We start from the raw sequence: 14,290 nt of genomic DNA on the forward strand, positions 1-14,290 counted from the left end.
AGTTAGATTAAAAAAGGTAATAATAACAGTTTGGCGAGATTGACAGTCTGTTTGGCGAGATCGAGAGCGAGTTTGGCGAAATCAAAGAGAAAGTTGGCGAAATAAGTTCTCAGTTTGGCGAGAATCCCGTTCAGTTTGGCGAAATCCCAGCACGAGTTGGCGAAATCATCGATTAGCGTGCCCAAAACTCTTGAAAAATCGGAGTCTTGGCCAGAAAAATAGGTAATAAAAAGGGTATGGCGAGATCGAGTGTGAGTTTGGCGGAATCAAAGAGAAAGTTGGCGAAATAAGTTCTCAGTTTGGCGGGAATCCCGTTCAGTTTGGCGAAATTCCGGCTTGAGTTGGCGAAATCATTGATAAGCGTTCCCAAAACTCTTGAAAAATCGGAGTCTTGGCCAGAAAAATAGGTAATAAAAAGGGTTTGGCGAGATCGAGTGTGAGTTTGGCGAAATTAAAGAGATAGTTGGCGAAATAAGTTCCTAGTTTGGCGAGAATCCCGTTCAGTTTGGCGAAATCCCGGCTTGAGTTGGCGAAATCATCGATAAGCGTGCCCAAAACTCTTGAAAAATCGGAGTCTTGGCCAGAAAAATAGGTAATAAAAAGGGTATGGCGAGATCGAGAGCGAGTTTGGCGAAATCAAAGAGAAAGTTGGCGAAATAAGTTCCTAGTTTGGCGAGAATGCCGTTCAGTTTGGCGAGAATCCCGGCTTGAGTTGGCGAAATCATCGATAAGCGTGCCCAAAACTCTTGAAAAATCGGAGTCTTGGCCAGAAAAATAGGTAATAAAAAGGGTATGGCGAGATCGAGAGCGAGTTTGGCGAAATCAAAGAGAAAGTTGGCGAAATAAGTTCCTAGTTTGGCGAGAATGCCGTTCAGTTTGGCGAGAATCCCGGCTTGAGTTGGCGAAATCATCGATAAGCGTGCCCAAAACTCTTGAAAAATCGGAGTCTTGGCCAGAAAAATAGGTAATAAAAAGGGTATGGCGAGATCGAGAGCGAGTTTGGCGAAATCAAAGAGAAAGTTGATAAGTTCCTNGTAATAAAAAGGGTATGGCGAGATCGAGAGCGAGTTTGGCGAAATCAAAGAGAAAGTTGGCGAAATAAGTTCCTAGTTTGGCGAGAATGCCGTTCAGTTTGGCGAGAATCCCGTTCAGTTTGGCGAGATCCAGGCTTGAAACTAGCAGATCCCGGCTCGAAACTAGCAGAACCCCCATACAGAAATGCAAATGACATAAAACCTTCACAAAGTCTTCGACAAATAAGCAGGAAGTTCGCCATGAAATGCAGAATCCATCCAAAGTAAAAATATTTCCAAGAAAATGGAGTGACGAATAAATTGAATATGAAAGAACTAACACCTCCCCAACGGCTATTATTAACCGAAATATTAAAAAATCGCCTAATCGCTGGCCATAGGCGATATCAAGAAATTGAGAGAGATCTAGCCAAGAGATGGGCTGGATACTGGGGCGAAATTGCATTAGCCAATTACGTAAAAGAACTTCCACAAGAAAAATACCTTATCTTCCACGACCTCCAACTCCAAGTCAATGGTATTCACTTTCAAATTGATACCCTTCTCCTATCCCAAAACCTTATCCTAATCATCGAAGCAAAAAATATTCTCGGTACATTGCTTTTTGATAATATCTTTAAACAGCTGATTCGTCAAAATGATGACGGGACAGAAGAATCATTTGAGGACCCGCGTGTCCAAGCACAACGGCTCCAATCCCTCCTTAGAAAATGGCTGGTTAAAAACGGACTGAATTTACTGCCGATTGAGCATCTTGTTTTTTTCAAAAGTGCAACAAAAACAATTTTAAAAACCAATCCTGGAGATCGAACCGATTTCAGCAAAGTCTGTAAAGGAAGAGATCTTTTTAATAAAATTGAGAGCATAGAACAACGATTTAATCATGAAAGAGTGGATACCCAGACCCTCACCCAAATAGGACAACTGCTCTTAAGTGAGCATAGCCCAAAACTGATTCACATTTTACAAGAATATAACCTAACAAAAAAAGATATTCGCAGCGGGGTTTGTTGCCCAATTGAAACATGCCGGCACATCCCGATGACATACAACAGAGGGAAATGGACTTGTTCCGTCTGCAACACTTCTTCAAAAGATGCCCATCTAGATGCCCTCAGTGACCACTTCCACTTATTTGGCCCAACGATTACCAACTTTGAGTTTCGAAGCTTCCTGCACCTCCCAACTATCCATACATCGCAAAAGATTCTCATTAGATTAGATTTACCTGCAACAGGAAAAACCAAAAATCGTAAATATCAATTAAGTCCAAAGAAGGTGGCAACATGCGGTTTACCATAAAAGATGGAATATTATTCTCTAGCAACACAATCGAAGATTCACTGCCAATCTCGCAAATCCCAGCCATCCAGCCGCCGCCGCTCAACCCAGACTACCAATATAACCGCAAACTTCAGCTGCTTTTGACCGGAAAACAGCTCCTTCTTGACGATATTCCATTCCCGCTAAATGAAATTCAGTCACATTATGAAAATGGATATGTAACATACCGGCAAGGGATTGTTTACAAAGGAAAACAGCCGGCATGCGCGCGCTGTGGAAACAAGGATCCACAATGGTTCGCTTCCTACCCCTGCGCCCGCTGTGGAGAAACCTGCCGCTATTGCCGCCAGTGTATCATGATGGGAAGAATCAGTGCATGCACTCCACTTGTGGGCTGGAATGGCCCGGTGCCTGACACCATTCTTCCTGCAAACAACAGCCAATGGCAGGGGACGCTTTCACAGGGGCAGTTGGAGGCATCAAATCGTGTGGTCGAGGCTATTCACCAAAATCAAGACCATCTAGTCTGGGCTGTTTGCGGAGCGGGAAAAACGGAAGTTCTTTTCGCCGGTATCGAGACCGCTCTTGCTGCGAAAAAAAGAATCTGCATCGCTACCCCGAGAACAGATGTTGTTCTCGAACTTACGCCAAGACTGAAGGCTGCATTCCCGGAGATTACCGTTGCCTCGCTTTACGGCGGCAGCGAAGACCGCCATCTATTTGCACCACTCACAATCGCAACCACGCACCAGCTGCTTCGATTTTACCAGGCCTTTGATGCACTGATTTTAGACGAGGTCGACGCCTTTCCTTATACAGTCGAGGAATCGCTCCAGCATGCCGCTATCCAGGCGCGGAAACAGGTCTCCGCGATTATATACCTGACAGCGACGCCAAATGAAAAATGGCAGCGAGAGTGCCGCAGCGGCAAGAGAGCCTTTACCACTATACCAGCACGATTCCATCGCCATCCACTCCCGGTGCCGGAATTTGTCTGGTGCGGCAACTGGCAAAAGCGGCTCCATAAGGACATGCTGCCGGCAAATGTCCTCAGTTGGATAAATGAGCGACTCCAAGCAAATAAGCAAGCACTCGTCTTCTTCCCTCATATCCGTTTAATGGAAAAAGCACTCCCAATCCTCCGCCAGTTCGAGCCAACCATTGAAGCCGTACATGCGGAGGATCCTGACCGGAAAGAAAAGGTCCAAAAAATGCGTGCCAAAGAAATCCCGCTGCTATTGACGACGACCATCCTCGAACGCGGGGTCACCTTTCCGAATATCGATGTAGCCGTTATCGGTGCGGAAGATTCTATTTTTACAGAAAGTGCTTTGGTGCAAATCGCCGGAAGGGCGGGGAGGAGTAAAGAACATCCGAACGGAATGGTAACCTTTTTTCATTACGGAAAAACCGAAGAAATGATAAAAGCCAGAAGGCAAATAATCGAAATGAATCGGGAGGGCGTAAAACGTGGCTTACTCGACCGATAATCTATCACTTCAAATGAAGGGAGAAAGTAATCGATGAATCTTTTCCCACAAGACCGCTGTTTAATCTGTCATGAAACAATCCGTCCAAACTTAGGCTGGGGGGCGTTATTCTCATTAGAAAAAGAAACCCTCATCTGCTCCACATGTGAAAGAAGGCTTGAAAAAATTGACGGTGAGGCATGCAGAATTTGCGGCAGGCCCTTTTGTTTGCTCGATGAAAAATTCCGCAACGGTGATTTATGCCATGACTGCTTCCGATGGGAGGAAGATCCCGAGTGGCAGGGCTTCCTCGACAAAAACAGCTCTCTTTTCCTCTATAATGATTTTTTAAAAGAAGTGATAGCAATGTTTAAATTTCGCGGTGATTATGTACTGGCGAAGTTGTTTGCGCCATTTTTCAAAGATGTGCTTGCCAGAATAGCTCCAGATTTACTTGTACCGATTCCATTAAGCAGGGAGCGCCTTGTTGAGCGGGGGTTTAATCAGGCGGCCGCACTGCTGATTGAATCAGGCTTTCCGCCATCAGAACTGCTTACCCGAATTCACTTAGAAAAACAATCAAAGAAATCAAGGTCAGAGCGCATCCATCTTCCACAAGTCTTCACGGTTGAAACTGATATATCTTTAGAAGGAAAAACAGTTGTCCTTGTAGACGATATTTATACAACAGGTTCAACACTAAGGCACGCAGCAAAACTTTTGAAAGCGGCAGGTGCAGCAAGAATCCAATCGCTAACGATTGCAAGATAGACGGATGACATCTGGTAGTTGCAGGTGTAATGAGCAAATGTAACCACCTTGTGAGCGTTTTTGTAGAAAATTATCCCACTTACAATTATAATTAAGAAGAACAATCTTTCATTTTAGTAAACATTGCCTACTAAAGTCAAAGGTCATCAAAAACATTTTTACTATTTGCCAGTCGTTTTTGTCAAAAATTCGACAAAATTTTTATCCGGATTTAGCAGGATAATCATAGGGCAAGATAGAATTATTATCACATAGCCTTAACAAAAGGAGGAGTCCACAAATGAAATATTACGTTCGTGGTGAAAACATTGAGGTAACTCCAGCAATTAGAGAGTATGTAGAAAAGAAAATTTCAAAATTGGAACGGTATTTTACCGAAGCTCCAGATGCAAAGGTAAATGTGAATCTAAAATTTTATCAAGATAAAACTTCAAAAGTAGAGGTAACCATTCCAATGCAGCAACTAGTATTACGTGCAGAGGAAACAAACGTAGATATGTATGCGGGGATTGACTTAGTTTCTGACAAGCTTGAGCGCCAAATTCGCAAACACAAAACAAAGGTAAACCGTAAATTCCGTGAAAAAGGTGATTTTCCAATTACCTTTGCCGTTTCTGAACATTCAGAGGTTCATGAAGTTGATGAAGACGAATTAGAAGTAGTTCGTACAAAGCACTTTGATCTCAAGCCAATGGACAGTGAAGAAGCAATCCTGCAAATGAACATGCTTGGACATAATTTCTATGTATTCAACAATGCAGACACAAATCGTACAAACGTCGTTTACAAACGAAAAGACGGCCGCTACGGGTTAATTGAAGCTCAATAACGAATGAGAACGCTGCTCCGCATGCCGGGGCAGCATTTTTTCTGAAAGAAAGTACCATGCAGGTTTTCCAATATCAAAATAAGCCCAAACATAGAGTTATCCCCATGTGGATAACTCTATGTTTTATGTTCACGAAATTCGGAGAGCATCCACAAATCACACAGGATCTTAGTTCATAGCAGAGTATATTGTTGCTGATCCTGCTCTATATCTAAAAAAAACCGATTTAGATTGGTCTCATTTATCCAATTTGTACCCCAAACATCCTCATTTTTTATCATCGTCCCCAGCAGCCAAATCCTTCTAACTGAAATAAAAAGGGATAAACTTTTTAAGTCTGCTTCTTGGATATTTTTTTTGCTAAGATACCCATTTAAAAATTCATCCCAGCAAGCTTTTTCTTGGTTAGGGTAGTTATTTTTTAAATTCCACCAAAAGACGGCTATATCATAGGCACGATAGCCAAAGCCACAGCAATCAAAATCAAAGACTTCAAGTTTCTGATCGTCAATGTGCATATTAAAGTTATGGAAATCACCGTGACAAAATCCATATTCAAGCTTTATGCCCGAAAATTCACTTTTTATTTTTTCGACGATATCCTTCAACGAATTTTCCCGATGTAAAACCTTTTCTAGCACTGGAGAAAGATACGTGAGAGGCTCGTCCAAAAGGTGCTGCATATCTAAGTCGAAATTTCTCCTGTGAGCGGAATGGAACGAACTTGAATGCTTATGCAGTTCGGCTAACGACCTGCCGATTGTGAAACAATTTGCTTCGCTAATTACTGGTCTTTCGCCAGGGGAATAGGTAAATAATACCCCATATCTAATTCCTTCAGGTGCGTGAAGGGCAATAACCCAATTTCCCTCCACTGTATTTATCGGGGATGATACCGGGATACCAGCTTTTTTAAAATAATTTAGAGCATCGATTTCAAAAAGAATGTCGGATTCGCTTCTCCAATTATGGCGGTAAACTCGGAAAATATACTTCACGGAATCTGTTGTGATCACATAACTATCGTTTAAACCCCTTGTTAAAAAATCACAGCTAATTACATCTGCAATCTCATAGGAGGCCAACAGGCTGCGTATTGAGTGAGCTGAAATTAATGAATGTGTGACGGTAACCTTAAAGTCCATTTCTGCCTAGGACCTCAAATCCAATCAGATGAAAAGATTCTTGTTCCAGGACGACACCTCCTTTGAAGATAATAAACATAGAGTTTGAACCAAACCCATGAAAGCACAAAAGGAGCCGGCAAAATGCTTGCCAGCCCCCAAAATAAACTCAATTCTGCAACTCTAAAGCATGTTAACATCAAAGCTAGATTATTTCACGGCCTAGAATTCAACTTCAAACCAAGATTATTTCACCGCACCGCAGCAATTCTTATACTTTTTGCCGCTGCCGCAGATGCATGGATCGTTGCGGCCGACGTTAACTTGGTTAACTTTCGGTTTTTTCTTAACGGGTTCGCCATCATCTTTCGGATTCATCGCTTGCCCTTTTGCTACCTCTTCACGCTCCAGATTGTTGCGGATTTCGGCCTTCATGATGTACATAGCAGCCTCATCTTCAATCGATTGCACCATTGCCTCAAACATCGCAAAGCCCTCATGCTGATATTCTCGAAGCGGATCGATTTGTCCGTAAGCGCGCAAGTGGATACCTTGACGAAGCTGATCCATGGCGTCAATGTGGTCAATCCATTTAGAGTCAACCGCACGCAGCGTAACGACCTTCTCGAATTCGCGCATTTGCTCTGGATAAAGAATTTGTTCTTTCTCCTCGTAGCGTTCCTTCACTTTAGCGAAAATAGTGTCAACAATTTCGTCGGTATCCTTGCCCTTAAAGTCTTCCACGCTCATATCGCCCTCATGAAGCAGAGCCCCATGGACGTAATCGACAATCCCTTGCAGGTTCCAATCTTCTTCATTCTCATGGCGGGAAGCATATGTTTCGACATTACGCTGGATCGAGTTTAAGATCATTTTCTGAACAATGTCGCGAAGATTCTCAGATTCTAACACTTCATCACGCTGCGTGTAAATAATTTCACGCTGCTGACGGAGAACATCATCATATTGCAGCAGCTGTTTACGAGCGTCAAAGTTATTGCCCTCTACGCGTTTTTGCGCAGATTCAACGGCACGGGACACCATCTTACTTTGAATCGGCTGATTATCATCCATGCCGAGTTTTTCCATCATCGTTTTCATATTATCAGATCCGAAGCGGCGCATGAGCTCATCTTCCATAGATAAATAGAACTGAGTAATACCTGGATCGCCTTGACGGCCTGAACGTCCGCGGAGCTGGTTATCGATCCGTCTGCTTTCGTGGCGTTCAGTACCAATTACCGCAAGACCGCCGAGTTCAATAACTCCTTCGCCAAGCTTAATGTCCGTACCACGACCGGCCATGTTCGTCGCAATCGTAACGGAACCTTTGTGACCGGCTTCGGCAATGATTTCTGCCTCACGTTCATGATTTTTCGCATTCAAGACATTGTGATGAATCCGCTTTTTAAACAAATAAGTAGAAATCAGTTCAGATGTTTCAATCGCCACCGTACCAACCAGCACCGGCTGGCCTTTTTGATTACGCTCAGCAATATCTTCGACAACCGCACGGAACTTGCCATCCATCGAGGAGTAAATTAAATCGGGACGGTCATCACGAGCAATTGGTTTGTTAGTAGGAATGACAATAACATTCATATTATAAATATTGCGGAATTCTTCTTCTTCCGTTTTTGCTGTACCGGTCATACCAGCCAATTTTTCATACATACGGAAGTAGTTTTGGAACGTAATGGTTGCCATCGTCATACTTTCGTTTTGGACCTCAAGGCCTTCTTTTGCCTCAATCGCTTGGTGCAGGCCTTCACTATAGCGGCGTCCCTTCATCAAACGGCCAGTAAATTGGTCGACAATGATAATTTCGCCTTCTTGGACAACATAATCAATATCAAGGTGCATACTGACATTCGCTTTCAATGCCTGGTTAATATGGTGGTTTAAGGTTACATGAGACATGTCAAACAGGTTTTCAATCCCGAATGCTTTTTCGGCTTTGCTAATCCCTTCTTCGGTCAGCATAACACCCTTTGTTTTCTCATCATACGTATAATCTGTATCCTTCTCCAGGACCCGGACAAAGGCATTAGCCTGGATATAAAGGACAGCCGACTTTTGCGCTGAACCTGAAATGATCAGTGGTGTCCGCGCTTCATCAATTAAAATCGAGTCAACCTCATCAATGACCGCATAAAACAGTGGACGCTGTACTTTTTGCTCTTTATAAAGGACCATGTTGTCACGCAGGTAATCAAAGCCAAATTCGTTGTTCGTACCATAGGTAATATCACAAGCGTAGGCTGCCTGCTTCTCATCCTTATCCATGCTGTTTAAATTCAATCCAACCGTTAATCCTAAAAATTCATATAGCTGGCCCATTTCGGTAGCGTCACGGCTTGCCAAGTATTCGTTGACCGTAACAACGTGAACACCCTTGCCAGAAAGGGCATTCAAGTACACCGGCATGGTTGCCGTTAATGTTTTACCTTCACCAGTTTTCATCTCGGAAATATTCCCTTCATGAAGAGAAATACCTCCCATTAATTGAACATGATATGGATACAGACCAAGCACACGGCGAGCACCTTCACGAACAACGGCAAATGCTTCAACTTGCAGGTCGTCAAGGGTTTCCCCCTTTTGATAACGTGCCTTGAACTCTTCCGTTTTTTCACGAAGCTGATCGTTTGTAAGCCTTTCTGTTTCAGCAGCAAGTGCGTCAATTTTCACAGCTATCTTGTCTAAACGCTTTAGCTCGCGTTTGTTCAGATCAAATACTTTATTTAAAATCCCCATCAATGATGAACGCTCCTTTTTTTCGAGTGTCAAAATTCACTTTTTCAAAAAAATCTGTCAAAATCATTCGATAATTTCCCTATTTATCTTACCACTTCCGTAATTCAGTGACAACAATGTTAGCAGGGAAGCAAAATTTGACAAACTCCCCTAACAGCAGACTTTAGAACAATGTTCGATTTTTAGACAAATATGTCAGAGTAGTAGCGTTTTACGGATAATTCATAGCGGATCCGAATAATCTCTTTCAAACTTAAATGATGATTGAATAAATATTAATTATTTTATATAAAAATACATTTATGTGTCAGTTAATACTATAAAGATAGTGCTAATGTAACCCTGAAATAACAACGTTTATATGTTGTTTTTAGTGAAAAAGAGAAGATTAATCATTATGAAAAAATATTCACAAATTGTACATTGGATTATAATCTTACAATGTTAGATACTACCTTTAGAGAGGTTAATATGGAAAATAAATAGAGAATCAAAACCAAAATGGGAAGGGTGAGTATAGTGGCCATTTGGGGGAAAAAGAAAAATAAAGAGACAGATCCCGAAACAAGAGAAAATAAAAAGAAAGTTGGCCTGATTCGCAGACTTTGGCAAAAGTTCAGAAATATAGATTGGAAGAATCCAGTCAACCGGTGGAAGCTGTTATTCGTTTCACTCGTTGGTTGTATTGTTGTTTTCGGCGGTGGATACGGAGTGCTTTCCTTAACCAACTCGCCATCATTCTGTTCAAGCTGTCACGAGATGGCACCTGAGTATTCAACGTTTACAGCGAGTGCGCATAGTAATATTTCCTGTGTTCAATGTCATATTAAGCCTGGGTTTACCAACATGATTACCCACAAAATGAAATCAATGAAAGAGGTTTACTACCATGTAACAGGCATACCTGAACAAATTGTTCAAACGGAAGAAGAAGCCGTTTCTAACGAGAACTGCTTACAATGTCACTCCAAGAACCGCCTTGTCACTGCATCTGGTGACTTAAAAGTGAATCATAAAGGTCATATTGAAAAGGATATTCCTTGTATTACCTGTCATGCAGGGGTTGTGCATGCCAAAATCGCTGCCCGCGGAATTAATACCGAAGAGGTTCGCGGCCATTGGACAAAGGAAAATGCTGAAAAGCTAATGGAGGAGAAATACTTGAGACCTAACATGGGCTCTTGTATTGACTGCCATGAGAAAGTAAACAACGGTGAAGAACCATGGAAAGAGGTTGCTTACAACGTTCCGCCAAATCCGGAAGAAGTCCAGCACAAGCTGGACGAACAAGCGAAAAAAGCATCTGGTGAAGCCGCATCAACGGAAACGAAGGAAGATGAAACGGCAGCAGCACATGATGAAAAAAACCAGGAAATAATTTTACAAGCAATTGGAAAGCAAAAGAAAGACGTTAAGATTTCGATGGAATGTAAAACATGCCACAAACAAACAGAAATTCCAAAGACGCACCAAGCAGCTGATTGGAGTGGAAATCATGGTGGTACTGCGGTTCAACAGCTTGATAAATGTGTGAACTGTCACCAAGATTCTAAATGGGCAAGAGAAATTCCAAAAGAAGACATTATGTCATTACTGAAAATGAAAGAGCAGGAAACAAAAGCAAGTAAATATACACCTAACCTGACAGTGGTAAAAGATCAAGCTAGAACAAATAAATTCTGCAGCGCCTGTCACTCCGACCGTCCTAAAGGACATGGGGATAGCAATCAATGGTTAACATCTCATGCGGCCAATGCAAAAACAAATGACCAGAAAGCAGAATGCTTTGTCTGCCATGATCGTGATAAGCCAAAAGCTGACTCAGGCAATGTAAAAGCACCCACAGATGTTTATTGTCAATACTGCCACAGAACTGGTTTTAAAGATGATAAAACAAAATAATAAAATTTTTAATCTGGAGGGACGCTTTTATGAATGATGAGAAAAAACAGCTGCGGTTCCCTCCTCGTTATCGCTATATGTTAATTAAAATTGCAACCTTAACATTGTTGTTTCTAGTCCTATTCTTCATTATCGGAGTTTACGGGCTACATGCAACCTCAAGCTCAAAGTTTTGCTCATCCTGTCATGAGATGAAGCCAGAGTATTATACATGGAAAGCCTCCACCCATAGCGAAGTGGATTGTGTAAAATGCCATACTGAGCCTGGGATTAAGCAGATAGCGAAGGATAAAGCAGACGGAGTTATCAAGGGTTTACGAAATGAACAAGTGACAACAGCAGCGATCATTCGCATGCCGAAAGAAATTTTAAATAGTAAATGTGAAAAGTGTCATAATATGGCAACGCGTGAAGTCTCAGCATCAGGGGATATCATTATTCCCCATCAACAGCATACAGATAAAAAAATTAAGTGCACACAATGCCATAGCAATGTTGCCCATGGGGAAATTGCCGACCGAAATATGACCTTCAAGACTGACTATGATAAATGGGATAGCAAGGTCGGTAAAGCGGCGATGGCGGATCTGAAATTCATTCGTCCAAAAATGGAAACGTGTATGGATTGTCATATTGCAAGAAAGATAACCACGGAATGCAGTGCGTGCCACACGACCGGAATGGTTCCGGACAGCCATAAAAAGGCAGATTTCAAAACGAAAACGCATGGCATCATCGCGAAAACAGACTTAAAGGATTGCAATGCATGTCATAAGTATATGTCTACAGCGACGTTAGAAGGGTATGAAGAGGTCTCTGTGATTGACAAATATTTAAACCAAGATAGCGGGCAATCAAACAAAAACGAACACACATATGCAAAAGAAAATACTTTTTGCCAGGCCTGTCACAAAACACGTCCTGCAAGCCATACGCAATCGTTTATCGGCAGCCATGGAGCACAAGCAAGTAAAAACGAAGAAAAATGCTATACCTGCCATGAGCCTAATCGATCCAATACTGCTAGTGACAATACGGTTAATTGTTCTACATGTCACCAGATGAAACATCGAAATAATTGGCGTGACCGTCACCCGATACCTGTGGAGAATGTGAAGAAACCGGAAGCAAGATGCTATACCTGCCATGCAGAAAAAACTTGCACAAGCTGCCACAAAAGCAATAAAGACTAGCCTATGCAAATCTTTGGGCTAGTCCATAATAGCAATGAATAAGAATTTTTTGAGGAGGATCCTTATGGAAGCCCAAGAACTCCCGATTATCGAAAAGCCTGAATCCAACAAAAATACACGTGAAATGAAACGAAAAGACCGCTTTACAAAGTTACAAGGATTATCGCTCATCATTTCAACCTTACTTATAAGCTTGATTGGTGGATATTTAATTTGTGACAAATTTATCTGGTCAAATAAGGACCTAAGCAGAATCGACCAACAAATTGCCTTTTATGAAGGCCAGGTTAGTAAAGAACCCAACAATCCTGAACACCGGGTTAACTTAGGTTATTCCTATAATTTAAAAGGTCAGAATGAGGATGCTATTAAACAATTATTAATTGCCATTGATTTAGATAAGAAGAATGTCGGAGCGTATTTCAACTTAGGGGTTGTTTATAACGATGAAAAGCGCTATGACGATGCTCTAAAGCAATCCAAAAAGGCAGTAGAATTAGCCCCGAAAGACTATAAGGGCTATTTATTAGAAGGAATGGTTTATCGAAAATTAAAAATGTACAAAGATGCCCTGGCATCTCTTGATGAAGCAAACAAACTAATGCCAGTTAATAATGATATTATCTTTGAGATTGGCAGGGTAGCAGAGGATCAAGGAAAAGTGACTGATGCCGAGGAGCTCTACAAAAAGGCATTGAGTTACGACCCTCTTTATAAACCGGCATCAGAAGCGTTAACTAGATTAGCAGCCAAAACGAAAGACAGCAAATAAAAGGAGATGACTAGAATTGAAAAAGACAACTGTATATATATGGATGAGTACAATGGTTGTACTTTCTGCAGCACTATTCACGGGCATCACCTTTTTTGATTTAGGACCAACACTGAAACCCATCGTGGCGAAAGCAAACCCTGTTGGCGGTGAACCTGAATTTAGACAGTCTTTCTATGGCAGCTTCGATGCTCCACTGAATAAACCAATGGATGTTGCCAAAATTGGCGAGCTCCTTTACGTTACCGATACAAATAACAATCAAGTACAGGTATTTGATCAATCTGGAAATAATGTCTTGAAATTTGGGAAAGCAGGCACAGAAAAAGGCCAATTGCAATTCCCGTACGGAATTTCAGGCGATAAAAATGAAAATATTTATGTAGCTGATTTATATAATGGCAACATTTCCATTTTTAATAACAAAGGTGAATTTATTAACTATTTCCCTGATCAAGAAAAGGCGATTAAGTCGCCAGGAGGATTGCGCATCTACGGAGAAAAGTTGTATGTCACCGATATTAAAGAAAACAAGTTGTTTGTCTTTAATTTAGAAGGCAAAAAATTGATGGAAATTGGCGGCGCTGGTCAAGAAGAGGGCATGTTCATTGCTCCTAACGCCGTAGCTGTCGATAAAGATAATCATATTTATGTCACTGATTCCGGTAATAACCGCGTTCAAGTTTTTGATAAAGACGGAAAGTTTATCAGAATCATTAATGGCTCCACGGATGGAAAAGGTGAACCGATTTTTGTTAATCCAAGGGGCGTAGGAGTTGATTCCAAAGGCACTGTTTATGTGGTAAGTAATTTATCCCATAATATTTATGCCTATGACAAGGATGGAAAGGAAGTCCGGGTATTAGGAGGAATGGGAACAGACAACGGTCAGCTTTACTTACCTAACGGCTTATTTATAGACGAACGAGACGCCATTTTCGTAACAGATACGATTAACCAAAGAATTTCAGTCTTCTATTAATCTTCTATTTTACATTAGGCTGTTGTTAAAGAATATTGTTGATTTTTTAGCACAATGTTGATTGGAGTGGAAGGCGCGAGACTCCTGCGGGAGCAGCGGGACAGGTGAGACCCCGCAGGCACGCAATTCGCCGAGGAGGCTCACCGCCCGCCCCGCGGAACGCGAAGCGCCTG

At 41.9% G+C, this 14,290-nt stretch carries 10 protein-coding genes; 8 read left to right on the forward strand and 2 right to left on the reverse strand.

All coding sequences use genetic code 11. The annotated features are described in order from the left end of the window. The first annotated feature begins 1,340 nt into the window (after positions 1 to 1,340). From AA980_RS08030 to hpf, 4 genes are all read left to right on the forward strand, one after another. The gene (locus AA980_RS08030; RefSeq protein WP_152681112.1) at positions 1,341 to 2,336 is read left to right on the forward strand and encodes a nuclease-related domain-containing protein; all 996 of its coding nucleotides are present in this window, start codon (positions 1,341 to 1,343) and stop codon (positions 2,334 to 2,336) included. Next, positions 2,321 to 3,808, forward strand: coding sequence for a DEAD/DEAH box helicase (locus AA980_RS08035; RefSeq protein WP_024030938.1), 1,488 nt, complete (start codon positions 2,321 to 2,323; stop codon positions 3,806 to 3,808). Before AA980_RS08030 ends, AA980_RS08035 begins: the two co-directional genes overlap by 16 nt. Positions 3,809 to 3,841: 33 nt before the next feature. Continuing rightward, a complete protein-coding gene (locus AA980_RS08040) occupies positions 3,842 to 4,558 on the forward strand; it encodes a ComF family protein (protein ID WP_024030939.1) in 717 nt (238 codons plus the stop codon). Between the two features lie 280 nt (positions 4,559 to 4,838). Next, positions 4,839 to 5,387, forward strand: coding sequence for a ribosome hibernation-promoting factor, HPF/YfiA family (gene hpf / locus AA980_RS08045; RefSeq protein WP_024030940.1), 549 nt, complete (start codon positions 4,839 to 4,841; stop codon positions 5,385 to 5,387). 173 nt (positions 5,388 to 5,560) lie between these two features. On the opposite strand, the gene AA980_RS08050 is transcribed toward hpf, so the two are convergent. After that, complete coding sequence (locus AA980_RS08050; RefSeq protein WP_024030941.1) at positions 5,561 to 6,532, reverse strand: phosphotransferase enzyme family protein; 972 nt, start codon at positions 6,530 to 6,532, stop codon at positions 5,561 to 5,563. 225 nt (positions 6,533 to 6,757) lie between these two features. After that, the gene (gene secA / locus AA980_RS08055; protein WP_024030942.1) at positions 6,758 to 9,271 is read right to left on the reverse strand and encodes a preprotein translocase subunit SecA; all 2,514 of its coding nucleotides are present in this window, start codon (positions 9,269 to 9,271) and stop codon (positions 6,758 to 6,760) included. 516 nt (positions 9,272 to 9,787) lie between these two features. Between secA and AA980_RS08060 the strand changes: the two genes are divergently transcribed. The 4 genes from AA980_RS08060 (at position 9,788) to AA980_RS08075 (ending at position 14,117) form a co-directional block, all read left to right on the forward strand. After that, positions 9,788 to 11,170 (forward strand): cytochrome c3 family protein, encoded by a 1,383-nt coding sequence (locus AA980_RS08060; protein ID WP_024030943.1) that lies wholly within the window; start codon positions 9,788 to 9,790, stop codon positions 11,168 to 11,170. Positions 11,171 to 11,199: 29 nt separating this feature from the next. Next, positions 11,200 to 12,363 (forward strand): NapC/NirT family cytochrome c, encoded by a 1,164-nt coding sequence (locus AA980_RS08065; protein ID WP_024030944.1) that lies wholly within the window; start codon positions 11,200 to 11,202, stop codon positions 12,361 to 12,363. Positions 12,364 to 12,427: 64 nt separating this feature from the next. Beyond that, positions 12,428 to 13,135 carry a tetratricopeptide repeat protein gene (locus tag AA980_RS08070; RefSeq protein WP_024030945.1) on the forward strand — a complete coding sequence of 236 codons (708 nt, stop codon included), beginning with the start codon at positions 12,428 to 12,430 and terminating at the stop codon, positions 13,133 to 13,135. 16 nt (positions 13,136 to 13,151) lie between these two features. Further along, on the forward strand, positions 13,152 to 14,117 hold the full coding sequence (locus AA980_RS08075) for a 6-bladed beta-propeller (RefSeq protein WP_024030946.1): 966 nt from the start codon (positions 13,152 to 13,154) through the stop codon (positions 14,115 to 14,117). The last annotated feature ends 173 nt before the right edge of the window (positions 14,118 to 14,290 follow it).

This window comes from Neobacillus vireti (assembly GCF_001026695.1).
Lineage (GTDB): Bacteria > Bacillota > Bacilli > Bacillales > Cytobacillaceae > Neobacillus > Neobacillus vireti.